Annotated in this window: 23 protein-coding genes; 8 read left to right on the plus strand and 15 right to left on the minus strand. The window is 71.2% G+C overall.

Translation table 11 applies throughout. The features are described 5' to 3' along the window. Positions 1 to 537: 537 nt before the first annotated feature. A complete protein-coding gene (locus tag AB0B94_RS01465) occupies positions 538 to 747 on the plus strand; it encodes a PspC domain-containing protein (protein WP_030486383.1) in 210 nt (69 codons plus the stop codon). Between the two features lie 565 nt (positions 748 to 1,312). On the opposite strand, the gene AB0B94_RS01470 is transcribed toward AB0B94_RS01465, so the two are convergent. The 7 genes from AB0B94_RS01470 to pdxH all read right to left on the minus strand — a co-directional run bounded on the left by AB0B94_RS01470 (position 1,313) and on the right by pdxH (position 7,445). After that, positions 1,313 to 2,170 carry a DUF4230 domain-containing protein gene (locus AB0B94_RS01470; protein ID WP_357267124.1) on the minus strand — a complete coding sequence of 286 codons (858 nt, stop codon included), beginning with the start codon at positions 2,168 to 2,170 and terminating at the stop codon, positions 1,313 to 1,315. A gap of 99 nt (positions 2,171 to 2,269) precedes the next feature. Continuing rightward, a complete protein-coding gene (locus tag AB0B94_RS01475) occupies positions 2,270 to 3,433 on the minus strand; it encodes an acyl-CoA dehydrogenase family protein (protein ID WP_357267128.1) in 1,164 nt (387 codons plus the stop codon). 44 nt (positions 3,434 to 3,477) lie between these two features. Further along, a complete protein-coding gene (locus AB0B94_RS01480) occupies positions 3,478 to 3,783 on the minus strand; it encodes a type II toxin-antitoxin system VapB family antitoxin (RefSeq protein WP_030329612.1) in 306 nt (101 codons plus the stop codon). Between the two features lie 187 nt (positions 3,784 to 3,970). Continuing rightward, the gene (locus tag AB0B94_RS01485; RefSeq protein WP_357267131.1) at positions 3,971 to 4,573 is read right to left on the minus strand and encodes a nitroreductase family protein; all 603 of its coding nucleotides are present in this window, start codon (positions 4,571 to 4,573) and stop codon (positions 3,971 to 3,973) included. Next, a complete protein-coding gene (locus AB0B94_RS01490; protein WP_357267134.1) occupies positions 4,573 to 5,502 on the minus strand; it encodes an aldose 1-epimerase family protein in 930 nt (309 codons plus the stop codon). Before AB0B94_RS01490 ends, AB0B94_RS01485 begins: the two co-directional genes overlap by 1 nt. 18 nt (positions 5,503 to 5,520) lie before the next feature. Next, entirely contained in the window at positions 5,521 to 6,819 is a 1,299-nt protein-coding gene (locus AB0B94_RS01495) for an MFS transporter (protein WP_357267137.1), read from the minus strand. Next, on the minus strand, positions 6,816 to 7,445 hold the full coding sequence (gene pdxH, locus AB0B94_RS01500) for a pyridoxamine 5'-phosphate oxidase (protein WP_357268377.1): 630 nt from the start codon (positions 7,443 to 7,445) through the stop codon (positions 6,816 to 6,818). The genes AB0B94_RS01495 and pdxH overlap by 4 nt, the downstream gene beginning before the upstream one ends. A gap of 278 nt (positions 7,446 to 7,723) precedes the next feature. Here pdxH and AB0B94_RS01505 point away from each other — a divergent pair, with 278 nt between their 5' ends. The 3 genes from AB0B94_RS01505 (at position 7,724) to sepH (ending at position 11,452) form a co-directional block, all read left to right on the plus strand. Next, a complete protein-coding gene (locus AB0B94_RS01505; protein ID WP_210782815.1) occupies positions 7,724 to 8,830 on the plus strand; it encodes a citrate synthase 2 in 1,107 nt (368 codons plus the stop codon). 225 nt (positions 8,831 to 9,055) lie between these two features. Continuing rightward, on the plus strand, positions 9,056 to 10,183 hold the full coding sequence (gene serC / locus AB0B94_RS01510; protein ID WP_357267140.1) for a phosphoserine transaminase: 1,128 nt from the start codon (positions 9,056 to 9,058) through the stop codon (positions 10,181 to 10,183). Positions 10,184 to 10,369: 186 nt separating this feature from the next. Continuing rightward, on the plus strand, positions 10,370 to 11,452 hold the full coding sequence (gene sepH, locus AB0B94_RS01515) for a septation protein SepH (protein ID WP_350854022.1): 1,083 nt from the start codon (positions 10,370 to 10,372) through the stop codon (positions 11,450 to 11,452). A gap of 54 nt (positions 11,453 to 11,506) precedes the next feature. Here sepH and AB0B94_RS01520 read toward each other — a convergent pair whose 3' ends face one another. After that, a complete protein-coding gene (locus AB0B94_RS01520; protein WP_357267144.1) occupies positions 11,507 to 12,331 on the minus strand; it encodes an alpha/beta hydrolase in 825 nt (274 codons plus the stop codon). A gap of 15 nt (positions 12,332 to 12,346) precedes the next feature. After that, entirely contained in the window at positions 12,347 to 13,012 is a 666-nt protein-coding gene (locus AB0B94_RS01525) for a DUF4097 family beta strand repeat-containing protein (protein WP_357267147.1), read from the minus strand. 240 nt (positions 13,013 to 13,252) lie between these two features. Between AB0B94_RS01525 and AB0B94_RS01530 the strand changes: the two genes are divergently transcribed. After that, positions 13,253 to 14,020 (plus strand): helix-turn-helix domain-containing protein, encoded by a 768-nt coding sequence (locus AB0B94_RS01530; protein WP_357267150.1) that lies wholly within the window; start codon positions 13,253 to 13,255, stop codon positions 14,018 to 14,020. A 72-nt stretch (positions 14,021 to 14,092) separates the two neighbouring features. Here the strand turns inward: AB0B94_RS01530 and AB0B94_RS01535 are convergent, their stop codons facing one another. From AB0B94_RS01535 to AB0B94_RS01550, 4 genes are all read right to left on the minus strand, one after another. Beyond that, positions 14,093 to 14,602 carry a hypothetical protein gene (locus AB0B94_RS01535; protein WP_357267153.1) on the minus strand — a complete coding sequence of 170 codons (510 nt, stop codon included), beginning with the start codon at positions 14,600 to 14,602 and terminating at the stop codon, positions 14,093 to 14,095. 96 nt (positions 14,603 to 14,698) lie between these two features. Continuing rightward, the gene (locus AB0B94_RS01540; RefSeq protein WP_357267156.1) at positions 14,699 to 15,982 is read right to left on the minus strand and encodes an MFS transporter; all 1,284 of its coding nucleotides are present in this window, start codon (positions 15,980 to 15,982) and stop codon (positions 14,699 to 14,701) included. A 72-nt stretch (positions 15,983 to 16,054) separates the two neighbouring features. After that, the gene (locus tag AB0B94_RS01545; protein WP_030486369.1) at positions 16,055 to 16,504 is read right to left on the minus strand and encodes a MarR family transcriptional regulator; all 450 of its coding nucleotides are present in this window, start codon (positions 16,502 to 16,504) and stop codon (positions 16,055 to 16,057) included. A gap of 114 nt (positions 16,505 to 16,618) precedes the next feature. Continuing rightward, entirely contained in the window at positions 16,619 to 18,097 is a 1,479-nt protein-coding gene (locus AB0B94_RS01550; protein ID WP_238668885.1) for an NCS2 family permease, read from the minus strand. Positions 18,098 to 18,185: 88 nt separating this feature from the next. Here AB0B94_RS01550 and AB0B94_RS01555 point away from each other — a divergent pair, with 88 nt between their 5' ends. Then, a complete protein-coding gene (locus AB0B94_RS01555; RefSeq protein ID WP_091395273.1) occupies positions 18,186 to 18,431 on the plus strand; it encodes a DUF2530 domain-containing protein in 246 nt (81 codons plus the stop codon). A gap of 36 nt (positions 18,432 to 18,467) precedes the next feature. Here AB0B94_RS01555 and AB0B94_RS01560 read toward each other — a convergent pair whose 3' ends face one another. Further along, positions 18,468 to 19,307, minus strand: coding sequence for a DUF3027 domain-containing protein (locus tag AB0B94_RS01560; RefSeq protein ID WP_238668884.1), 840 nt, complete (start codon positions 19,305 to 19,307; stop codon positions 18,468 to 18,470). A gap of 88 nt (positions 19,308 to 19,395) precedes the next feature. Here AB0B94_RS01560 and AB0B94_RS01565 point away from each other — a divergent pair, with 88 nt between their 5' ends. Both AB0B94_RS01565 and AB0B94_RS01570 read left to right on the plus strand, forming a co-directional pair. Further along, on the plus strand, positions 19,396 to 20,997 hold the full coding sequence (locus AB0B94_RS01565; protein ID WP_357267161.1) for an MFS transporter: 1,602 nt from the start codon (positions 19,396 to 19,398) through the stop codon (positions 20,995 to 20,997). Further along, entirely contained in the window at positions 20,994 to 21,644 is a 651-nt protein-coding gene (locus AB0B94_RS01570; protein WP_357267164.1) for a futalosine hydrolase, read from the plus strand. Before AB0B94_RS01565 ends, AB0B94_RS01570 begins: the two co-directional genes overlap by 4 nt. A gap of 12 nt (positions 21,645 to 21,656) precedes the next feature. On the opposite strand, the gene AB0B94_RS01575 is transcribed toward AB0B94_RS01570, so the two are convergent. Then, positions 21,657 to 22,523: a helix-turn-helix transcriptional regulator gene (locus AB0B94_RS01575; protein ID WP_357267168.1), complete on the minus strand. Its 867-nt coding sequence runs from the start codon at positions 22,521 to 22,523 to the stop codon at positions 21,657 to 21,659. Between the last annotated feature and the right edge of the window lie 350 nt (positions 22,524 to 22,873).

The following is a 22,873-nucleotide window of genomic DNA, read 5'->3' on the forward strand; positions in this document are numbered from 1 at the left end:
GTGGAAGGCCGATCAATCAGCCTACCCGCCCAGCTCACCGCCCACCCGGTCCGGGACGTGAACACCCGACCACCGTCCCCCGCCCGCCCGGCCCGACCCCGCCCGGGCCCCGCGCCGTCCCGCCCGGCGCCGCCCCGCCCCGCGCCACGCCGCCCTGCCCGCGCCGCCCTGCCCGCCTCAGTCGCCGGCTCGATCCGCAAGATCGTGCTCGATCCAGGATGTAGTGGTGTCCGCCCGCCTTGATGCCACTCAAACCAGGATCGAGCACGATCTCCGCCTGGCTGAAGCGGACTGCGCGCGACCGGAAGGCAGGCCGCGGCCGAGAGCGGTGGCGGGCGGGCGCGGCACGGGCGACGCGGGCGGGGCGCGGCGCGGGCGGGCGGGCGCGGGCGGGGAGGCGTCAGCAAGGGGCTGCCCGGGTAATGCACCTACGGGTCCACGGGTTGCCGCTCCTCCTCGGGACCGAGGGCGAGGTGGCCATCCCTTTCTACCGTGGATTGCAGACGCGGCGCACCGCCGCAGAGTGGGAGTACGACGATGAGTCGCAAACTGGTCCGGCCCCGCGAGGGGCGCATGATCGCCGGAGTCTGCGCCGGTCTCGGGCGGCGGTTCGGCATGTCGGCCGGAATGGTCCGGCTGCTGTTCCTGCTGTCGCTGTTGCTGCCCGGCACGCAGGTGATCGTCTACCTGATCCTGTGGGTGCTGATGCCGAACGAGGACCGCTACCTCGCCTCCACCGGGCACTGATCCCGCCCACACACCACACGTAATCAGCAATCTTGGACAGTTTCCGTCAGCAGCTAACGGAAACTGTCCAAGATTGCTCGTATCGCAGCCTCAACGGCATCGCAGATCCGGTAGGTCGGTGGTCAACTTCGGCCGGGGCGGGGCTTGGCACCGCCCCGGACCGCCCGGCACCGCCCCAGACCGCCCGGCCACGGCCGGGGACATCCCGGGACCGCGCCGGGACCACCCGCGACCGCCGCGACCGCCGGGACCGCGCCCACCCGGGACCAGCCGGGACCGCGCCGAGACCGCCCGGGACTGCCCCTCACCGCCGGGACCGCGCCGAGCCCACCCGGGACCAGCCGGGACTGCCCGGCACCGCCGGGACCACCCGGAGACCGCCGAGCCCATCCGCGACCGCGCCGGGACCAGCCGGGACCGCCCGGGACCCACCCGCGACCGCCGCGACCACGCCGGGACCACCCCGGGGTTGGACCTTCAGGCGGCCGCCCAACTGCGGGGGACCAGACGGGAAGCGCCCGCTCCGACGGACGTCGGGGCGGGCGCTTCGGGGTACGGGGGCAGGTCAGGGGGCTATGTAGGTGACCGTGATCTGCTGGTAGCCGAGGGAGCGGAGCAGCCCTTCCAGCATCTTGCGGGTGTTCTCCTCGGCTCGGGCGGAGAGCCCGCTGTCCCGGGCGGCGGCGGTGATCCGGTCCTCGGCGAGCTGGTAGACCTGCTGCTGCCGGTTGGGGTCGTTGCCGACCAGGTCACCGAGCCGGTTGAGCAGGCCGCGCTGCTCGGCGAAGACGTAGCTCTTCTCCATGTCGAGGTTGGTCTCGCCGAGCTGCGGCGCGGGCAGCTTGATCTCGACGGACTTGCCGTCGGCGGACTGGACGACGGCACCCTCACCGATCTTGGTGAAGTCGACGTACGCCTCGACGCTGCCGGCCCCGACGAACAGGGTGCGCTCGTTGAGCAGGAAGTCTGGGACGTTGCGCCGGTCGTTCTGTGTGTCGACCACGACCTGGAAGTTGCCTTCGGCGGCCACGTATCGGCTGAGGTCCTGGATCGACTTCAGCAGTGGTGGCTGACTGCGGTCGGTCTGTTCCTTGGCGAACGGGTTGCGGAACTCCGGGAGGATCCCGGTCGCCTGAATGCCGAGCAGCACGACCACTGCCAGCGCGGCGGCGCCGAGCAGCAGGAGCAGACCGCGGGCCGCCCCACCGCCACCGCCGGGGCCGTCGCCACCGCTCGGCGGGCCACCGGACCCACCGGGCCCACCGGGCCCATCAGGACCAGCGGGACCACCAGGCCCACCGGGGGCACCCGGTGTGTCAGCGGTCCACTCGGCTGTCGCGGTCGACCGCGCCTTGAGATCGTCACCGGTCGGGTAACCGGGGAACTCTCTCGTGGGCTCGTTGCTGCCAGCGTCGCGGGCCATCACGCTCACCGTCCTCGTCAGACACGTCGTCTGTCAATGACGGTACGGCCCCGATACGACAGTCGCGCGGCGAGCGCCAGGAAGTGACAAACGGGCAGGTCAGGCGAAGGCGGAGAGCCCGGTGAGTCGCTGCCCGATGACCAGTTGGTGGATCTCGGAGGTGCCCTCGTAGGTCAGCACGCTCTCCAGGTTGTTCGCGTGCCGCATCACCGGGTACTCGCCGGAGACGCCGTTGGCGCCGAGGATGGTGCGGCACTGCCGGGCGATGGCCAGGGCCTCCCGCACGTTGTTCAGCTTGCCCACGCTGACCTGCTCGGGCCGCAGCCGCTGGGCGTCGGCGAGCCGGCCCAGGTGCAGCGCGAGCAGTTGCCCCTTCACCAGCTCGACGGCCATGTCGGCGAGCTTCGCCTGGGTGAGTTGGAAGCCGGCCAGTGGGCGACCGAACTGGGTGCGGCTGCTCGCGTACGCCAGTGTGGTTTCCAGGCAGTCGCGGGCCGCGCCGACCGCGCCCCAGACGATGCCGTAGCGGGCCTCGGTGAGGCAGCTCAGCGGCGCTTTGAGCCCGACCGCCTCGGGCAGTTGGGCGTCGGCCGGGAGGCGGACGTCGTCGAGCACGATCTCGCCGGTCACCGACGCGCGCAGCGACATCTTGCGGCGGATCTCCCGGGCGGTGACGCCGGGCGTGTCCATGGGTACGGCGAAACCCCGCACGCCCTCGTCGGTGCGGGCCCAGATCACCGCGACGTCCGCGATCGGGGCGTTGGTGATCCACATCTTTCCGCCGGTGAGCACCCAGTCGTCGCCGTCACGGCGGGCCCGGGTGGCCATCGAGGCGGGGTCGGAGCCGTGGTCCGGCTCGGTCAGGCCGAAGCAGCCGATGGCCTCACCGGTGGCCATCGACGGCAGCCAGCGTTGCTTCTGCTCCTCGCTGCCGTAGCGCCAGATGGCGTACATGGCGAGCGATCCCTGCACGGAGACCAGGGAGCGGAGGCCGGAGTCGCCGGCTTCCAACTCCTGGCAGGCCAGCCCGTACGCGACCGCGGAGGCGCCGGCGCAGCCGTAGCCGGTCAGGTGCATGCCGAGCAGGCCGAGCTTGCCGAACTCGCGGGCCAGTTCCCGGGCGGGCACCTTGCCGTCCTCGTACCAGTCGGCGACGTGGGGTCGCACCCGGTCGTCGACGAGTTGGCGGACGACGTCGCGGATCTGCCGCTCCTCCTCGCTGAGCGACGGGTCCAGGTCGAGCAGGTCCAGCGCAGCGGTCATGGACGCCACCCTAACGAAGGTTCAGCGGGGGAAAGAAGGGCTCGTCACTCGATGGGCTCGGAGAGCACCAGCACCCGCGCGTGGATCTGGTTGCGCTGCTGGAGGGCGGCGCGCAGCGCCCGGTGCAGCCCGTCCTCCAGGTAGAGCCCGCCGTTCCACTGCACGACGTGCGGAAAGAGGTCACCGTAGAAGGTGGAATCCTCGGCGAGGAGTTTGTCCAGCGCCAACTCGCGCTTGGTGGTGATCATCTGATCCAGGCGCAGTGGCCTCGGCGGGATCTCCGCCCACTGCTTGAGCGTCAGATTGTGCTCCGGATAGGGACGCCCGTCCCGGACCGCTCTGAAGATCACGACGGCACGCTCCCCTCCCCGTGGCCGGGCCGACCGACGGCGCCGAGCCGGGCCGCGGCGGGCACCGCGCGGCGCGGCACCGATGACCGTGCCAGCCTAGCCGCCCAGCGCACGCTACGTTCTGCTCCCTGATGTCAGTTTCGCTATCGCTCGTCCGATCCTCAACCGGACGAACGGGACGACCGTGTCAGTTCCACCGCCCGCGCCGCACCACCTCGTCCATCGGGCGACGTCCACGGCGCAACGATGGTGACCGATGGTAGGCGGCACGGTAACCGATTGTGACGGCACCGATGGGTTGGTACTCGGCCGGCACGCCGAACGCCTCCCGGTAGGCGGCGAGCCGCTGCGGTGGAATGCCGAAGAAGCACGCCCCCAGCCCCTCGTCCACCGCGGTGAGCAACATCAGCAACGCCGCGAATCCGGCGTCCACGTGCCAGTACGGCACCGGCCACCGGTCCGTGGACTGATCCGTCCAACCCTTGTCCGGCTCCGCGTACCGCCGCAGGTAGGCCGACTCGTTGGCGTGCGGCACCACGATCAGGGGTGCCCGGCGCATGCCCGCGAGCCAGCGCTCCCGCCCACCGCCAGCAGGGGTGGTGGCGGCCCAGAACCGGTCCCGATCGGCCAGTTCCTCCAACACCAGGAAGCCCCAACCCTGGGCGAAGCCGGCCGACGGCGCGCGGACCGCGTGGTCGAGCAACCGGTCCACCACGTCGGGCGGGACCGGGCGGTCCGGGTCGTAGTTGCGCACCATCCGCCGACGGCGGACGACCTCGGCGAACTCCATCAGGCGCCGGGACGGATGCCCCAGGCACCTCGCCAGGTGGTGCCGGGCTTGAGGGTGAGCAGGTCCTTGCCCGACCGGAACGCGTCCGGCGGGCAGGTCATCGGCTCGATCGCCACCGAGCGGCGGTGCCGTTCGCCGGTGAGGGCGTCGCCGGTGAACACCTGCCACCAGCCGAACTCGGCGTCCGCCCAGATGCTCACACCGACCGAACCGTCCGGCGCGGCGAGGCTCACCGACGAACCACCGTCGGCGTCGGAGATCACCTCCCCGAAGCAGGAGTCCAGCACGGCCGCACCGATCCGGCGGGGGCTGGTCCAGTCGTACTCGGTGCCGGCCACCGGGGTCACCCCCACCGGCAGCAGCCGACCGTCCACCAGCACCCGGCTCCGGGTGGGCAGCCGCAGCACCAGGTCGTCCACCGCGACGCCCGGCAGTTGCAGGTACGGGTGCACGGAGAAGCCGAACGGGGCCAACTCCCCGCCGATGTTCGTCACCTCGTGCTCGGCGCGCAGCCCGTCCGCGTCGACGCTCCACCGGCTGCGCAGCCGCAGCGGCCACGGGTAGCCGGGCTGCGGCGGCAGGTCGTAGCCGACCGTCACGGCGTCGGCCGACTGCTCCAGCACCTGCCACGGCACCCAGTTGACCAGCCCGTGGATGGCCACGTGCCGCTCCGGCTCGGTCAGCGAAAGCTGGTGTGTCCTGCCGTCGAACGAGTAGCGGCCATCGCGGATCCGGTTCGGCCAGGGTGCCAGCACCTGCCCTGTGCAACCGGGGCAGACCTCGTCGGTCTGGTACCCGTCGAGCAGGTCGACACCGTCGTGCCGGTACGTCCGGAGCCCACCGCCGACCTCCACGATGACGGCCTCGTGACCGGCGGCGGAGATGGTCCACTGGGCGCCGGAGAACGGGCGCGGATCGGGGCTTTCCATGCCGGCGACCCTAACCGGTCAGGTCCGGTCGCCGCTCGACGCCGTCGCCGCCCGATAGCGCAGCAGCGCCGGGAACGCGACGGCGAGCACCACCACGAGCACCGCGGAGGCGAGCCCACCGGCCACCCAGGCCACCCCGCCGCCGAATCCGGCGGCCATGGTGCCGGCGCGCAGGTCACCCAGGCGTGGGCCACCCGCGACCACCACCGTGTTCACGCCCTGGAGCCGGCCGCGCATCCGGTCCGGTGCGTAGACCAGCAGCATCGACTGACGCAGCACCGCGCTGATCAGGTCGGCGGCGCCGGCCACGGCGAGCAGCACGACCATCAACCAGAGTTGGTGGGCCAACCCGGCCGCGGCGATCGCCAGTCCCCAGCCGACCACCGCGAGCACCAGGCCGAGCCCCTGCCGGCGGATCCGCCCGATCCAGCCGGAGGTCAGCCCACCGATCATCGAGCCGATCGCGATGGCGCTGTAGAGCAGACCGACCGCGCCACCGCCGCCGAACCGCTCGTGGGCGATCTCCGGGAAGAGGGCCCGTGGCATGGCGAGGATCATCGCGATCAGGTCCACCCCGAAGGACAGCAGCAGAACCGGGGTGGTGGCCAGGTAGCGGAAGCCGTCGATGACGCTGGCCAGGCCGGCCCGCCGGGCCTGACCGTCGGCGGTGGGCTCGGGCGGGAGCGAGGGCAGCCGCAGCGCGGCCCAGAGCATCGCGGTGAACAGCACCGCGTCCAGCCCGTAGGCGATCGGTAGGACCACAGTGGTGTCCGGCGAGGCGGCGAGGATCAGGCCGGCAGCGAGCGGGCCGGCGACCGAAGCGGCGGTGAAGGTCGTGTAGTTCAGGGTAGAGGCGGACACCACCAGGTCTTCCGGCACCAGCCGGGGCAGCATGGCGCTGCGCGCCGGCGAGCTGATCGCGAAGGCGACCGACTGCACCGCCATCAACGCCAGCAGCAGCACCGGGCTGCCCACGTTCAACAGCGCCTGGAGCAGCAGCCCGAGAGTGGATGCCCAAAGCAACAATGAGCCGCCGAGCAGCACCGCACGCCGGTCGCGGGCGTCGGCGACCGCGCCGCCCCAGAGCCCGAAGACCAGCAGCGGTACGAAGGCGGCAATCCCCAGCAGGCCCACCCAGAACGAGTCCCGGGTCAGCGCGTACATCTCCACCGGCACCGCTACGGCGGTGAACTGGAAGCCGAACATCGCCACCGTGTTGCCGAGCCAGAGCCGGCGGTACGCCGGGACCCGCAGCGGACGTACGTCGATCGCCCAGCGGCGCGCTGCGCGCGGCCGGGTCTCCCGCACACCCGTCACGGCGCCAACCGCTCGACGATCCAGTCACCCTCGTCGAGGCGACGGAAGCGGAGCCGGTCGTGCAACCGCCCGGCCCGGCCCTGCCAGAACTCCACCGACTCGGGTTGGACCCGCAGCCCTCCCCAGTGCGGCGGGGTCGGGATCTCGGCCTGCTCGGCGAACCGCTCGACCGCCTCCCGGTACCGCTGCTCCAACGCCGCCCGACCCGACACCACCTGCGACTGCGGGCTGGCCCAGGCGCCCAGTTGGGAGCCGCGCGGCCGGCTGGCGAAGTACGCGTCGGTCGTGGCGCTGTCGACGGGCGCGACACGTCCGGCGACCACCACCTGACGCTGCATGGGAAACCACGGAAAGACCAGGCTGGCGTACGGGTTGGCGGTCGCCTCGACGCCCTTGCGCGACAGGTGGTTGGTGAAGAAGACGAAGCCCTGCGGGTCGTACCCCTTCAGCAGCACCGTCCGCCCGCTCGGCCGGCCGGCCGAGTCGGCGGTGCCCACCACCATGGCGTTGGGTTCGGGCAGCCCGAAGGCCACCGCGTCGGCGAACCAGCTGTCGAACTGGGTGTGCCAGTCGGCGGCCAGGTCAGCCTCGGTCAGGCCCAGGTCCGCGGCGTACTCGTTACGCATCGCGGCCGGGGCGGGTGTGTCGCCCGTCACGTCCCCACTCCTTCTCGGGGGCCCCGTCAGCGCCCTTCCGCGCTGACCAGCCCGCCCCGCCCAGTCTCACCGAGCCGGACGGAGAATGCGCGTCCGGGGATGTCGCGTGCAGCACAGTCGCAGCGGGTCGCGTATCCCTTACTCAGCAGGCAGTATGTTGCGAACACATCCCTGAGGGTCGCCTAAGGCGCTCGGCCGATCGGGCCGGATGAGCGATCGGGCGCACCGACCAGATCCAGGAGAGCGACATGGCCGATTTCAAACCCGGGCTGGAGGGCGTCGTCGCCTTCGAGACCGAGATCGCCGAACCTGACCGCGAGGGCGGTGCGCTGCGCTATCGCGGAGTCGACATCGAGGATCTGATCGGCCAGGTGTCGTTCGGCAACGTGTGGGCACTGCTGGTCGACGGTCGGTTCGGGCCGGGCCTGCCGCCGGCGGAGCCGTTCCCGGTGCCGGTGCACTCCGGTGACATTCGCGTCGACGTGCAGTCCGCGGTCGCCATGCTGGCCCCGTACTGGGGGCTCAACCAACTGCTGGACATCTCCGACGAGCAAGCCCGTGAGGATCTCGCCCGGGTCTCGGTGACCGCGCTCTCCTTCGTCGCCCAGTCCGCCCGCGGCCTCGGCCTGCCGGCGGTGCCGCAGAAGGAGATCGACAAGGCGCAGACCATCGTCGAGCGGTTCATGAAGCGCTGGCGCGGCGAGCCCGACCCGCGGCACGTCAAGGCAGTCGACGCGTACTTCATCTCGGCCGCCGAGCACGGCCTCAACGCGTCCACCTTCACCGCCCGCATCGTCGCCTCCACCGGGGCGGACGCGGCCGCCTGCATCTCGTCGGGCATCGGCGCCCTCTCCGGCCCGCTGCACGGCGGCGCCCCGTCCCGGGTGCTCAGCATGCTGGAGGCGGTGGAGCGCAGCGGCGACGCGGAGGGCTACGTCAAGGGCGTGCTCGACCGCGGTGAGCGGTTGATGGGCTTCGGCCACCGCGTCTACCGTGCCGAGGACCCGCGTGCCCGAGTGCTCCGGCGTACCGCCAAGGAGCTGGGCGCGCCGCGCTTCGAGATCGCCGAGGCGCTGGAGAAGGCCGCCCTCGCCGAGCTTCAGGCCCGCCGCCCGGACCGGGTGCTGGCCACCAACGTCGAGTTCTGGTCGGCCGTGGTGCTGGACTTCGCCGAGGTGCCGGCGCACATGTTCACCTCGATGTTCACCTGCGCGCGGATGGGCGGCTGGAGCGCGCACATCCTGGAGCAGAAGCGGCTGCAGCGGCTGGTCCGCCCGTCCGCGCTCTACATGGGCCCGGAGACCCGCAAGCCGTCCGACGTCGAGGGCTGGGCAGCCATCCCGCACGGCGTCTGAGCTGGTAGACAAGGGCCCCTCCCCGACGCTGGACGTCGAGGAGGGGCCCTTGTCGACGTCGCGGGTCGAAGAGTGGTCATGTCGTCGGTTATCGGAGCCGACTGTGGCGAAGGACTCAGACCGACCGCCGGGACCCCGCCCATCGTCGTCCGGTCCGGGTGCGAGGATGAGGGCCGGCAGTGTCGCCGGGCCCGCCCTCGCCCTTGCGGAAGGATCTTCAAGACCGTGGCTGACGCACCGATCATCCGGATTCCCGATGAGATCAAGCCCGCCGATGGACGTTTCGGCTGCGGCCCGTCCAAGGTCCGCCCGGCGGCGGTGTCCGCTCTCGCCGAGGTCGCGACCAGCTACCTCGGCACCTCGCACCGGCAGAAGACGGTCCGTGACCAGGTGGCCCGGCTGCGCTCCGGCATCGCCGAGTTCTTCTCGCTGCCCGAGGGCTACGAGGTGGTCATCGGCAACGGCGGCACCACAGCGTTCTGGGAGGTCGCCACCTTCGGCCTGATTCGTGACCGGGCCCAGTTCGCCAGCTTCGGCGAGTTCGGCGCGAAGTTCGCCAAGTCGGTCAAGGACGCCCCGTTCCTCGGTGAGCCGACCGTCCGCAAGGCCGACGCGGGCAGCGCGCCGACCCTGGTCGCCGAGTCCGGCGTGGACGCGTACGCGACGCCGCAGAACGAGACGTCGACCGGTGTGGCAGTCCCGATCAGCCGGGTGGCCGGTGCCGACGAGGGCGCGCTGCTGCTGGTCGACGCGACCTCCGGCGCGGGTGGCCTGGAGGTCAACGTCGGTGAGACCGACGTCTACTACTTCGCCCCGCAGAAGTGCTTCGGCTCCGACGGCGGTCTCTGGCTGGCCCTGATGTCCCCGGCCGCACTGGACCGGGCCGCCGAGATCAAGGCGTCCGGGCGCTACATCCCCGCCTTCCTCGACCTGGTCACGGCGATCGACAACTCGCGGCTGGAGCAGACCTACAACACCCCGGCGCTGGCCACCATCTTCCTGGCCGCCGAGCAGACCGACTGGATGAACGCGCAGGGCGGCCTGTCCTGGGCGGCGAAGCGCACCGCCGAGAGCGCCGCCGCTGTCTACGGTTGGGCCGAGCGGTCCAGCGTGGCCACCCCGTTCGTCACCGACCCGGCGCTGCGTTCCAACGTGGTAGCCACCATCGACTTCGCCGACGGGGTGGATGCCACGGCGATCGCCAAGGCGCTGCGCGCCAACGGCATCGTTGACACTGAGCCCTACCGCAAGCTCGGTCGCAACCAACTGCGGGTGGCGCTGTTCCCGGCCGTCGAGCCGGCCGATGTCGAGGCGCTCACCGCGTCCATCGACTACGTGGTCGAGCGACTCTGACGTTCGGTCACGGTCGGTGTCCGTCGGGGCCTCCACGGACACCGACCGTGATCATCGCCGCAGCTCAGTCACGACATGCGGGGTGTCGCTTCCCCCACCCCGAGGCAGATGCGCGTACGGTGGTCCGAGACGCCTGGGTGGCCGACTCGTGGCGTGCGGCCAGCGAAGCGGGACGGAGGCAACGCTATGCGCCCAGTACGCTTCGTCGCCCTCTCCGAGGACGGCCATGCCCTGGTTCTCGCCGACGAGGTCGGGCGGCTGCTCGCCCTGCCGATCGACGAACGGATCTCCGGTGCGCTGCACGCCGAGCCCGGTGCGCCGCCGCTGGCTGTGGCGCCGACCGCGGCCGACCCGGTTCCGTCACTGTCTCCTCGGGACATTCAGGCCCGCATCCGCTCCGGTGAGTCCGCTGAGGACGTCGCCCGGATCGCCGGTGTGCCTGTCGACCGGGTGCTGCGCTACGCCGGTCCGGTGTTGCAGGAGCGGGCGATGCTCGCCCAGCACGCCCGCCGCACCCGCCTCAAGGGCGCGGAGAAGCCCACCCCGCTCGCCGAGGTGGTAAACGGTCGGCTGAGCCAGCACGGCATCGACACCGAGAAGATCTCCTGGGACGCGTACCGGCGCGACGACGGCACCTGGCGGATCATCGCCACCTGGCCATCGGGCAAGGCCACCGCGCAGGCCATCTGGGATCTGGACAAGACCCGGCAGTCGGTCGCCCCGCACGACGACATGGCGCAGTACCTGTGCGCCGAGCGGCCCACGCCGATCCTCGGCCAGGAGCCGGCACCGGAGCGCGGTGGGCATGCCCTGCCTGGTCCGTCGCGTGGTGAGCCGAGTCGCGGTGGGCACGGGTTGCCGGCGGCGTCCGAGCACCCGCGTCCCGGCCGTGATCCGATCCGGGCCGGCCGTGACGCCCTGCTCGCCTCCCTGGACCGCCCGCTCGGCGCCTCGTCGGGTCGCGGGCTGGAGCCGCGTACCCCGGCTGCCCTGGCCGGTTCGGACGCGCCCCGGCAGCGGCCGGTCGGTGGGGGTGCCGCCGCGCTGCTCGGCGGTGGTCAGGGTTCGGCCTTCGACGACGATTCGGACGCGCCCAAGGAGGTGCCGGCCGTGCCGTCGCTGGCGGTGCTGCGGCCCCGCCGGACGGGCGCTGCGGCGGCCGCCGGCGGCGGCGAGTCCACCGACGCCAACGGCAAGCCGCGCAAGCGGCTGCCGAGCTGGGACGACGTGCTCTTCGGCAGCGGCCCAGCCGCCCGCGAATCGTCCTGACGCCTCGCGTTGACGGGTGACAGTGCGTCACCCGTCAACGCGCGCGTCCTGACCTCACCGAACGTCTCGGGCGTCTTCGTGATCAGCGGCGGCGACCCCGCGTACGGCCCCGGCGACGGCGCGGAAGTCCTTCTTGAGGATCGCACCGTGGTTGCTGGCGACCTTCGCCCCGATGCTGATGTGCGGGTTGCGGGCGGTCACCGCGTCGAGGCTGGCGCGGATCTGCTCCTGTTCGTCCCCGCGACTTCCGAGGGACGTTCCCGAGGCGACGACGTACCGCACCGGGACGCTGATGGCGTCCAGCACCGGGCCCAGTTCCCGCTCGCGGGAGAGTTCGCCCAGTTCGATGTTGCTGTCCGCCATCTGGTTCGCATTCATGCGTGGGGTCAGGCCGGTCGGGCGGAGCAGCGGCATGAACAGGTTCATCCGTCGGAACATCTTGCGGATCCGTTGCGCCATTGCCTCGTCGAGCCAGTCGTGCGGGAACGCGCCGTCGACCAGGACCGCGCCCAGGGCACGCTCCGGGTTCCGGTTGGCCCAGTGCGCCCCGACCACCGCTCCGTAGGACCAGCCCACCAGCACCGCCTGGGCCACCCCCCGGGCGGCGAGAACGGCGTCGACGTCCCGGACGGCCGCTTCGAACGAGTAGTCGGCTGAGCGCTTCGACTTCCTGCCGCGAGCCCGCTCGTCGTAGGTGATGTGCCGGAATTCGGTGCCCAGCTCGGCGATGACCCGCCGCCAGTAGCCCTGGGTGGCGAACTGACCGTTGAGGTAGACCACCGGGATGCCGGGGCCACCGGTGTCGGTGACGGCCAGGGCCGTGTCGTCGACTGGCACCATGCCGGTCCACGGGGAGTTGGTTGAGGGGTTGTCAGTCATCTCGATCCGTCCTTTTCAGAGGCTGCGGGCGTTGATGTCGCCGTGCAGGGTGCTGGCGTGGATGTCCAGCTCGACGGTGCCGTCGTTCTTGAGGGCGTTGCTGACGCGGCCGTGGCCGGTGCCGGCGTCCAGGGCGGCCGAGACGCCGGTCGCCGCCGCTACCGAGATGTCGCCGGACTGGGTACGGAGGACGACGGTGCCGCGGATGGCCTCGGCGACAGTGACGTCACCCCGGGCGGTGCTGATCTCGGCGGGGCCGTTGAGCCGGCCGACCTCGACGTCGCCGTCGATCGCGGTGAGGCGAACACTCGCGGCCTCGTCAATCTTGATGTTCCGGTACGCCCCGTCGAAGGCGACGTCGCCGAGTCGGCCGACGCCGCGAAGTTCGGCGCTGGCGGCCCTGCCCTCGACGTGGGAGTCGGCGGGCACCCGGACGGTGACCTCGAGGGAGCCGGAGGGGCCGAAGAGCTTGTTGGCGGGACGTGCGGTGGTGATTCGCAGGACGCCGTCGGCGTAGGCGACGGTGGTCTGCTCGGCGGCCCTCGTGTCGCTGCTCTTGGCAGGGTCGGCCGGGAGGATCTCGACTGTGGTGTCGGCGCGGTCTGCCGCGATGAGTTGGATGCGTCCGGCGGGGATGTCCAGGACGGCGGAGATGGGGGCGGGTGTGTCGAACGTCTGCATCGTGCTCTCCCAGGTTCGCGCTTGTTTCTGACATGCGAAACGCTACGTTGCTTTCCAGATCGCGCAACAAGCTTGTTGCAGCAGATCAGCGTTTTGACTGCTCAAGCTCTTGAGATTGTTGCAACGAGCCTGAATCTAATGCAACGCCAACCATCGCATCGTTGCATTGATGTGTGGGTTAACGCTATGGTGACGGCGTCGGGGGGCCGCTGCCCCACGGAGACCACGAGGGAGATCGCGATGCCGGGAGGCAGACTCAGCCAGCAGGAACGCCAGCAGATCGCGCTGGGGCTGGCCGACAGCCTCCCCTACGCCGAGATCGCCCGTCGCCTCGACCGTCCCACCTCGACCGTCACGCGTGAGGTGATGCGCAACGGCGGTCCCACCGGCTACCGCGCCGATCTGGCCCACCACGCCACCGAGCGCCGCGCCCACCGGCGCAAGCCCGTCCCCTCCCGTGGGGCCGAGGCGGCCCGTCGATCAGACGGACGCGACGCCCAGGCCGTGGCCGACTACGAGGAGGCGTTCACCGCCGTCCTCATGGCCTCCGGTCTGAACAGGATGGCGGCCCGGGTGTTGACCAGACTGTTCCTCACCGACTCGGGCAGCCTCACCGCGTCCGAGCTCGCCCAACGCCTCCAGGTCAGCCCGGCGTCGATCTCCAAGGCGATCACCTTCCTGGAGAGCCAGAGCCTCGTCCGCCGCGAACGCGACGAACGCCGACGCGACCGCTACGTCGTCGACGACGAGCTCTTCTACCAGGCGACGATCGCCAGCGCTCGGGCCAACGACCATCTCGTCGTGATCGCACGCCAGGGCGTCGCCCTCCTCGGCGCGCACACCCCCGCCGCCGCCCGTCTGGAGAACATCGCCCGCTTCCTCGACTTCATCAGCGAGAGCATCACCCGCGCCGCCGACCAGGCCCGCGAGCTTCTCCGCAGCAGGCCTTCCACAGCGATCAGCGACGTGCCGCCGGGTCACAGCGACCAGGCGGCGACCCGCTCGTAACGCGGTCGGCCGCTGAGGCGGCCGCGCACCAGCAACAGACCCGATGCCACCAGGGGCGGAGCGCGACGAAGATCAGCGGTGCCGCTGCCGAAGCCCGGCCCGAGCCGCCGGAAGAGCCAGCCCGGCGGCGTGCAGCACGCCCTCCACCCGGACCCGCTCGATCTCCTGATCGACGCCCTCCAGCTCGGCGAGGTGCTCGGCGATGCCGAGGGCGCGGCAGGCGAGGCGAAGCCTGTCGTCGTACGCCTGGAGCAACGCGCTGTGCCAGACCATCGAGCGACCGCCGCCGCCGACCCGCTGACCGCCGAGACGGCGCAGGTCGGCGGCGAGCTGCTCCAGCGGCCGGCGGTCAACGCTGTCGAACTCGCTGAGGTCGATGTCCCGGGTCAGGGCGTCGGCCTCGATGGCGCGGTCGAGTTTGGCGATCGTGCGCTTCTCCCGTCGGCGCTCACGCCACTCGGAAAAGCCGCAGACCACCCGGTCGACGATCTCGTCGTAGCAGAAGATCAGTGCGAACGCCGCAGGCAGAGTGGCCACGGCGAGGAACGCCAGGGCCAGCATCAGCGCGCGTCCGACTCCCACGCATCGACGCTAAGCCCCACCGTGCGACCCCGCCAGCGGTTTGGCCGCATCCGCGCAATCCGCGCAACCGGACGCGGCCGGCGTCGGTGGTAAACCTCAGCAGTCGGTCGAGGTGACGTAGAAACGAGGCATCGGCAGCACCCGGAACCGCAGCCGGGCACCGGAGTGGCGCAACTGCCAGGTGAGCGCGATCAGCGCGGCGGCCAGCGAGATGAGCCCACCCATCCAGATGCTGGCACCGGCACCGTAGTGCTCCGCGACCCAGCCGATCAGCGGCGCGCCGACCGGGTTGGTGCCCAGGAACACCAGCACCCACAGGGCCATCACCCGTCCCCGGAAGGCCGCGTCGACGCCCATCTGGATCCGCTGGTTGGCGGCCTGGGCGAAGAAGACCATGCAGAAGCCGGTCGGCACCAACAGCGCCACCACCAGCCAGTACGCGGTGGAGAGGCCGACCAGGGTGCCGAAGCTGGCGCAGGCGATCGCCGCGCCGAGCACCAGCCACACGGACGGGCGGCTACGGCGACCGGTGCCGCTGAGCGCTCCGCCGAGCGCGCCGACGGCCAGCGCCGTGCTGAACAGGCCGAAGGAGGCGGCTCCGGTGTGGAAGACCGTCTTCGCCAACGCGGCCAGGGTGAGCTGGAAGTTGAACAGCGACATGCCGATCACCGACATGATCGCCATCGGCAGCAGCAGGTCGGGGCGACGCCACACGTACCGCAGGCCGTCGACGACCCGGGCGGACGCCCGCTCGTCGCGGGGCAGCAGGGCGTCACGGTGCAGCTCGGTCGTGCGCATCCGGACGACGTTGACCAGGGGCGCGACCGAACTGAGGGCGGTGAAGAGGAAGACCGGGCCGACGTCAAACGCGGCGATGGCCAGGCCGGCCACGGCCGGGCCGACGATCCGGGCGGAGTTGAACACTGCGGCGTTCAGCGACAGCGCGTTGGGCAGCAGCGGCGTGCCGACCAGTTCGGAGACGAACGCCTGCCGGACCGGGGTCTCCACGGCGTTGGCGGTGCCGAGCAGCGCGGCGAAGGCGAAGACGTGCCAGAGCTGCACCAGGTCGGTGAGGACCAGCATCGCCATGCCGAGCGCCAGCAGGCTCCAGAAGGCGTTGGCGGCGAAGAGCAGCACCCGCTTGTCGTACCGGTCGGCGAGCCGGCCGGAGAGCAGGGTGAGCAGGAGCACCGGGGTGAACTGGCAGGCGGTGACCACGCCGAGCGCGGTCGCCGAGTTGTTGGAGAGCTCGAGGACGAGCCAGTCCTGGGCGATGAACATCATCCAGACGCCGATCAACTTGATCAGCTGCCCGGATGCGAAGAGGCGGTAGTTGCGGACCTGTAGGGACTGGAACATCGTGCTCAGCTTCGCCTGCACTCTTGGTGCGCCTCCTCCGGACGTACGCGTCATCGACACGTGACGGCACGGACCCGGTGGCGCGGGTGCGGCTCAGGCGCGAGCGAGCTGCTGAAGAATCTCGGCGGCCCTCTGCAGGGTCTCCCGTTCGTCCTCGTCGAGCGCGGCCAGCCGGTGGGCCAGCCATTCGTCGCGGGCCCGCTCGAACTGGTCGAGCACGGCCTGCCCTCCTTCGGTCGCCGCGAGGATGACCTGCCGCCCGTCGGTCGGATGGGGTGTCCGCCGCACGAGGCCGCGGTCCTCCAACTTCCCGACGATCTTGGTCATCGTCGGCGGCTGCACCCGCTCCACGTCGGCCAGTTCCCGGGGTGTCATCGCGCCCGCCAGCCGCAGGCTGGTGAGCGCGGAGACCTGGGTGACCGTGAGGTCGCCGACCGGCCGGGCCTGTCGGACCCGCCGGTTGAGTCGGGTGATCGCATCACGCAGCTGGGGAGCCAGCTGCGCCGGTGGCACGCGTTCCGCCGTCACCGTCCGCTCCGTCACAGTAGTTAGCTTAACTAATGAGCATGGCTAACGACATCCGTTATGACCAGGCTCACGAGGGGATTCAGATGGTACGGGCGGGGAGTCCCGATCGACTCCCCGCCCGGACGTGGCTCAGAGCACCACTGACTCGATCGGCCCACGCAGGAAGTACAGCACGAAGAGCACTGCCACCCCGTACAGCAACGGGTGGATCTCACGGGCCTTGCCCCGCGCCAGCTTGACCACCACGAAGGTGATCAGACCAGCGCCGATCCCGTTGGAGATCGAGTAGGTGAACGGCATCAGCACGATGGTGAGGAACGCCGGAATGGCGATCTCGTAGTCGGACCAGTCGATCGTCCGCACCGCTGTCATCATCAGGAACCCGACCACCACCAGGGCCGTCGACGCCGCCTCGAACGGCACGATCACCACCAGCGGCGCCAGGAACATCGCGAGCAGGAAGAGCACGCCGGTGACCAGGTTGGCCACGCCGGTCCGCGCACCCTCCGCGACACCGGCAGCGCTCTCGATGTACGACGTGTTGCTGGAGGTGCTGGCCGCACCGCCGGCCGCCGCCGCGATCGAGTCGACAAGCAGGATCTCCTTGGCCTTCGGCGGAGTGCCCTGCTCGTCGAGCAGGCCGCCCTCCTGGCCGACCGCGACCATGGTGCCCATGGTGTCGAAGAAGTCCGTGATCAACAGCGTGAAGATGAACATCAGCACGACCAGCCAACCGGCCCGGCCCCACGAGTCCAACACGTTGAACTTGCCGAGCAGCGACAGGTCCGGCAGGTCGACCACCGACTTCGGCAACTCCGGCACGTTCAGCGACCAGCCCTTCGGGTTGGGCTGACCGTTGACGAACGACGGGCCGATGTTGCCGATGGCCTCCACGATCACCGCGAGCACCGTCGAGGCGAGGATGCCGATCAGGATCGCGCCCTTCACCCGACGGACCACCAGCACCAGCGTGATCAGCAGGCCCACCACGAAGACCAGCATCGGCCAGCTCACCAGCTTGCCGCCGATGCCCAGGCCGACTGGAACCGTGGTGTTGGCATCATCCGGGATGCGCCGCACGAAGCCGGCGTCCACCAGGCCGATGATGGTCAGGAACAGACCGATGCCGACCCCGATCGCGCTCTTCATCTGGGTCGGCACCGAGCGGAACACAGCGGTCCGCAGACCGGTCAGCACCAGCACCGCGATGATCAGACCCTCGATCACCACCAGACCCATCGCGTCTGCCCAGGTCATCTCGGGGGCGATCTCGTACGCCACCAGGGCGTTGACACCCAGACCGGCGGCGAGCGCCAGCGGGAACCGGCCGACCACACCCATCAGGATGGTCATCAGGCCGGCGACCAGCGCGGTCGCGGCAGCCAACGCCGGAATCGGAAGGCTCTTGCCGTCACCGTCGACGGCGCCGCCCAGGATCAGCGGGTTGAGCACCACGATGTAGGCCATCGTGAAGAAGGTCGCCAGGCCACCGCGTACCTCACGGCTCAACGTCGAGCCACGGGCGGAGATCTCAAAGAACCGGTCGAAACCGTTACGCGGATGAGCGGGGTTGGGAGGTGTGCCGTTCTCGGGCGGCGCTACGGCCATCAGGTCCTCGCAGGTGATCTTCCAGTTGTCGCGCGCATCGTCCCAGATCGTCGGTGGGCAGGGGAAGTAGATCCCGTACGCTTGCCGAATGCCGAACGAGCAGCCACCGCGGCCCGCACCGCTAGATCCGCCGATGGTGCCGTTCGCCCTCGCCGGGTTGATCGCGTGGGCGGTCGCCGGGCTGGTCCTGCTGATCTTCTTCAGGGGTTGGCTGACCGACCACGGTCACCAGAACTGGCTCTGGACCTGCCTCGCCGGTTTCCTGTGGGGTTTCCCGGGTCTCGCCGTGATGATGCGGCACGACGCCAACCGGCGACGCCGCCGCGCGAGGTGAGCTGACCTCCGCGCCGGAGCAATCCGGCGCGGACGATCAGGAGTGCCCGTACGGCTCCGCCGGCTCAGCCGCCTCCACCGAGCCCGGCGCCCGGCTGACCGACATGGCCTCCACCGCGCTGTCGTCGTACACCGTGGGCAGCTCGTCGACAGCGGTCTCGGCCGCCTCGATCAACGTTTCGGAGTGCGCGCCGCAACCGTGGTCGGCGCTCACCACCCGGCCGTCGTCGGGGGCGTAGAAGTTGCCGCACGCCCCGAACGCCTGCCGCATCGCACCGGCCAGCGGCAGGTAGAAGCCGCAGGTGCCGCAGCGGGCGGCGGACGGAGCGGCGGACGAGATGGCCGCGGCGGGGCCGTGGTCACCTTCGTACCAGCGCTGCGCCGTGTCGATGCGGCCCTCCCGGGAGAGCACGCGGGCACGCCCGAGGCCCAACTCCCATGCCGTCTCCTCGACCGCCGGGTCGTCGGAGAGCAGGTAACCGGGGACCAGCCGATCGTCGTCGGGCGAGGTCGGGAGCAGGTCACCCGGCCCCAGGTCGCCCGGCTTGAGCCGCTCCTGCCAGGGCAGCCAACCGGGCGCGAGCAGCGCGTCCGGGCCGGGCAGCAACACCGTCTCGCAGATGGTCACCGTCTTGCTGCGCGGCACCCGGGTGACGGTGACCGCCCAGCGCCAGCCGTTGTAGCCGGCGAGGCGACATTCGAAGTAGTGGGTGACCAGCCGGTCACCCTCGGCAACGACCTGCAGGTGGTCGCCGACGTCGTCGGCGTCCACCTCGGTGATGCCGGCGCGGGCCACCTCGACGGCGGCGGCGCAGACCTGGTCGAGACGGGCGGCACGGGTGGAAGCGGGCCTGGTCACCCGACCATTGTTCCCCATGCGCCTCGCAGGGGTGACAGGGACTCCCGGGGAACCTTTCCCAGCGGTGGTGCGGCGTACCCGGATCAGATGGGCGAGGATGGTGCACATGCCGTCGTACTCCCCCTCCGGGCGATCCGTCCTCGGGCGGACCGTCGGCACCGGCATTCGCGCCATCCGGCTGCTGTTGCGCGGTTCGGTGGGCAGCGGCCGCTGGGTGACCCGCCGGGCCGGTCGGGCCCGCGCCCGGGGTGCCGGCGGCGAGGTCGGCATGGTTCGCCTGTTCGACCTGCACGCGCTCTCCTGCGCCGGTGACACCCTGATCGCCATCGGTCTGGCCGGCACGATCTTCTTCAACGTGCCGCTCGGCGAGGCCCGCAGCAAGGTGGCGCTCTACCTGCTGGTCACCATGGTGCCGTTCGCGATGCTCGCCCCGGTGGTGGGCCCGCTGCTGGATCACTTCCGGCACGGCCGGCGGTACGCCCTGGCGGCGACGATGCTCGGCCGCGCCTTCCTGGCCTGGTTGATCTCCGACTACATCCACGGCTTCGGGCTCTACCCGGCCGCGTTCGGGGTGCTCGCGCTCTCCCGGGCGTACGGCGTGGCCCGCTCCGCGGCGGTGCCCCGCCTGCTGCCGGAGGGGCTCGGCCTGTCCCAGGTGGGTGCCCGGGCCAGCGTCTACGGCACTGTCGCGGGCGCGCTGGTGGCGCCGATCGGGTTGGCCGCGTTCTGGTTCGGGCCGCAGTGGCCGCTGAGGGTCGCGTCGGTGATCTTCCTGGTCGGCATGGTGATCTCCCTGCGGCTGCCGCCGAAGGCCGACTCGGAGCCACCGGAGCGGGTCCCCCGGCCACTGCGCGCGCTGGGCCGCCGCCGTGGCGACCGGCCGCTGGGCCGGGGCCGACCGTCCGGCCGGCTGGTGATCGCCACCCTGATCGGCGCGGCGACGCTACGCGCGCTCTACGGTTTCCTGCTGCTCTTCCTCGCCTTCGCGATCAAGAAGGGCGACCTGACCACAGTGGTGTTCGGCCGGGATCTGGGCGCCGAGTGGGCGTTGGGCGTGGTCGGCGGCGCGCTCGCGGTCGGTACGTTCCTGGCCACCGCCATCGGCACCCGACTACGCATCCACCGGCCGACCGCCATCCAGTCCAGCAGCATGATCATCGCGGCCGGGGTGGCGGTGCTCGCCGTCATCCAGTTCTCGCTGCTGATGGTCGCCCTGCTCTGCCTGGTCGCCGCGCTGGCCAGCGGGATAGCGAAGCTGGCGGTGGACGCGTCGATCCAGGAACGCATCCCGGAACGGTTGCGGGCCAGTTCCTTCGCCCACTCCGAGACGGTGTTGATGCTCGCCTTCGTTGCCGGCGGCGGGCTCGGGCTGGTGCCGTTCGATGGCCGGATGGGCATCGCCGTGGCCGCCGGGGTCGGCGTACTGGCCGCGATCCGGGGTGTGCTGGCCGCCGCCCGGCTGCGCGGCGAGAAGCTGGCCGGCCGACCGCTCGGCGACGACGAGCTGACCGAGGACGACCCGGCTGACGAGCCCGGGGACCCCACACCAACCTCACCGGCGCCGGCCCAGACCAGCTCGCCGCAGTACGACGACCCGAGCCTCGCCCCGCCCGGCTACCACATCTACCGCCCGTCGTCGGCCGTTGGCGGCCCGGGTGGCGGGGCCGACGACGAAACCCGCCGGGAGTCCCCCGGCTCAGTCCCGTGACCGGCCTGCTGGTGGTGACGGCGGTTCCAGCCGAGGCGGACGCGGTCCGCGCCGGGCTGACCGACCCCACGGTGACAGTCACTCCGATCGGTGTGGGTCCGGCCGTCGCCGGTGCCGCCACGGCCCGGCTGCTGGCGCTGGCGGAGGCCGCCGGCCGCCCGTACCGTGCGGTGGTCAGCGCCGGCGTGGCCGGCGGCTTCACCGGGCGGGCCGAGGTCGGCGACACGGTTCTCGGCACCGCCAGCATCGCCGCGGACCTGGGCGCGGAGTCGCCCGGCGGCTTCATTCCGGTCGACGAGCTGGGCATGCCACCCGCGCTGATCGGTGCGGGCAGCAGGGTGCCGGCGGACCCGGGCCTGCTGGCGGCGCTGCGAGCCGCCCTCCCGACGGCCACGGCCGGGCCGGTGCTCACTGTCAGCACCGTCACCGGCACCACGGCCAGCACCGACGAGCTGCGCCGTCGGCATCCGGAGGCGGTCGCCGAAGCCATGGAGGGGTACGGCGTGGCGGTCGCCGCGGCACAGGCCGGGGTGCCCTTCGCCGAACTGCGCACCATCTCCAACCCGATCGGCCCCCGCGACCGGGACGCCTGGCGGCTGCGCGAAGCCCTCGCCGCCCTGACCGCGGCGGCCCCGGCACTGCGCTGACTCAGCCGAGGCTCAGAGGAACCAGCGTTTACCCGGAGGGCCCAGGCGCAGTGCGGCCGGACGGCGCCCCTCGATCTCGAAGCCGCACGCCAGTAGCAGTTCGGTGCCGAAGCCCTCGGCGATCGCCGCCGCATCGTCGATGCCCGCCTCGCGCATCTCGGTTATCAGTGCACTGACCAGCCGACGCCCCAGCCCCAACCGCCGATATCGGGCATCGACGAGCACGCCGTCGAGCACCATCTCCCGCTCCGGCAGGCCCGGAATCCACTCTCCGAACTCCAGGAACGGGCTGCGCTCATGGGCCCGCAGTTCACCGACCAGCTTCCCGCCGGGAAGCTCGGCAACGTACCGCCAGGACGTGGCCGGCAGGTCGTTGGTGAGCACCCGGCGCACCCGCGCGGTCCGTTGCACCTCGGCACCCCACCGTCGGTTGTCGCGGTAGCGCCGGTTCAGCTCGTACGCTGCCGGTGGCAGCGGAAGTGGATACCGCTCGGGCGGCAACCGGTACCACTCCGCCCACCAGGCGCCGGGCCAGTCCCGAGGCTCGTGGACCGGCCACACGTCCAGGTGAGCCGGGTATCGACGGCCTGCCTCGTCCCGCATGTCGTGGTGCGGAACCGGCACGGGCTCGGCGAAGCCGGATGCTGCCGGGACGCCAACGGCCAACTGCCCACCCGCTGCCTGCACGAGGCGTTCCACTGTCCGGAATCGGGGATTGATCGATCGCCCCGACTCGATCCGGGCCAGCGTCGGCTGTGGCACCCCGGACTTCTCGGCCAACTGTCGCTGACTCAGATCGGCCCGCCGACGCAACGCACGGAGCGCCTGCCCGAGATCGGCTCCGCCGACCTCGTCGGTGTTGTCACTCGCCTCGGTCACAGACCGATGGTCCCGGCTGGTCAGTGCGCGATCAACACCCTGCGTCGGGCTGTGGATAACGCTGTGGACAACCGCTCCGCTCGGTGGACGACCTACTCCCGTGAGCCCCTTTGGAGCTGAACCGTCTGCGACATCACCGCCCGACCCATGCCCCCAGCTACACAGCATGTCCCTAAATACACCGCATATCCCTAGGTACACAGCATGTCCCTAGCTAGACAGCATGTCCGGTTGCAGACCCACGATCGCCGACGCCGGGCGATTCGTTTGTGGCATCAGCTCCAAAGGGAGACCTGGGCAGGTGCTAGACCCGGCTGGGTCGGCCGTTCCCACGCGTCCCTTCCACCGGG

The organism is Micromonospora sp. NPDC048986 (genome assembly GCF_040649335.1).
Lineage (GTDB): Bacteria > Actinomycetota > Actinomycetes > Mycobacteriales > Micromonosporaceae > Micromonospora > Micromonospora alfalfae.

Excerpts from the sequence above, each read along its gene's own strand:
- AB0B94_RS01525 (WP_357267147.1), bottom strand. The coding sequence starts at position 13,012 with ATGCAGACGTTCGACACACCCGCCCCCATCTCCGCCGTCCTGGACATC.
- AB0B94_RS01470 (WP_357267124.1), bottom strand. The coding sequence starts at position 2,170 with ATGGCCCGCGACGCTGGCAGCAACGAGCCCACGAGAGAGTTCCCCGGT.
- AB0B94_RS01505 (WP_210782815.1), top strand. The coding sequence starts at position 7,724 with ATGGCCGATTTCAAACCCGGGCTGGAGGGCGTCGTCGCCTTCGAGACC.
- AB0B94_RS01475 (WP_357267128.1), bottom strand. The coding sequence starts at position 3,433 with ATGACCGCTGCGCTGGACCTGCTCGACCTGGACCCGTCGCTCAGCGAG.
- AB0B94_RS01530 (WP_357267150.1), top strand. The coding sequence starts at position 13,253 with ATGCCGGGAGGCAGACTCAGCCAGCAGGAACGCCAGCAGATCGCGCTG.
- AB0B94_RS01565 (WP_357267161.1), top strand. The coding sequence starts at position 19,396 with ATGCCGTCGTACTCCCCCTCCGGGCGATCCGTCCTCGGGCGGACCGTC.
- AB0B94_RS01555 (WP_091395273.1), top strand. The coding sequence starts at position 18,186 with ATGCCGAACGAGCAGCCACCGCGGCCCGCACCGCTAGATCCGCCGATG.
- AB0B94_RS01490 (WP_357267134.1), bottom strand. The coding sequence starts at position 5,502 with ATGGAAAGCCCCGATCCGCGCCCGTTCTCCGGCGCCCAGTGGACCATC.
- AB0B94_RS01560 (WP_238668884.1), bottom strand. The coding sequence starts at position 19,307 with ATGGGGAACAATGGTCGGGTGACCAGGCCCGCTTCCACCCGTGCCGCC.
- AB0B94_RS01465 (WP_030486383.1), top strand. The coding sequence starts at position 538 with ATGAGTCGCAAACTGGTCCGGCCCCGCGAGGGGCGCATGATCGCCGGA.
- AB0B94_RS01550 (WP_238668885.1), bottom strand. The coding sequence starts at position 18,097 with ATGGCCGTAGCGCCGCCCGAGAACGGCACACCTCCCAACCCCGCTCAT.
- AB0B94_RS01520 (WP_357267144.1), bottom strand. The coding sequence starts at position 12,331 with ATGACTGACAACCCCTCAACCAACTCCCCGTGGACCGGCATGGTGCCA.
- AB0B94_RS01485 (WP_357267131.1), bottom strand. The coding sequence starts at position 4,573 with ATGGAGTTCGCCGAGGTCGTCCGCCGTCGGCGGATGGTGCGCAACTAC.
- pdxH (WP_357268377.1), bottom strand. The coding sequence starts at position 7,445 with ATGCGTAACGAGTACGCCGCGGACCTGGGCCTGACCGAGGCTGACCTG.
- sepH (WP_350854022.1), top strand. The coding sequence starts at position 10,370 with ATGCGCCCAGTACGCTTCGTCGCCCTCTCCGAGGACGGCCATGCCCTG.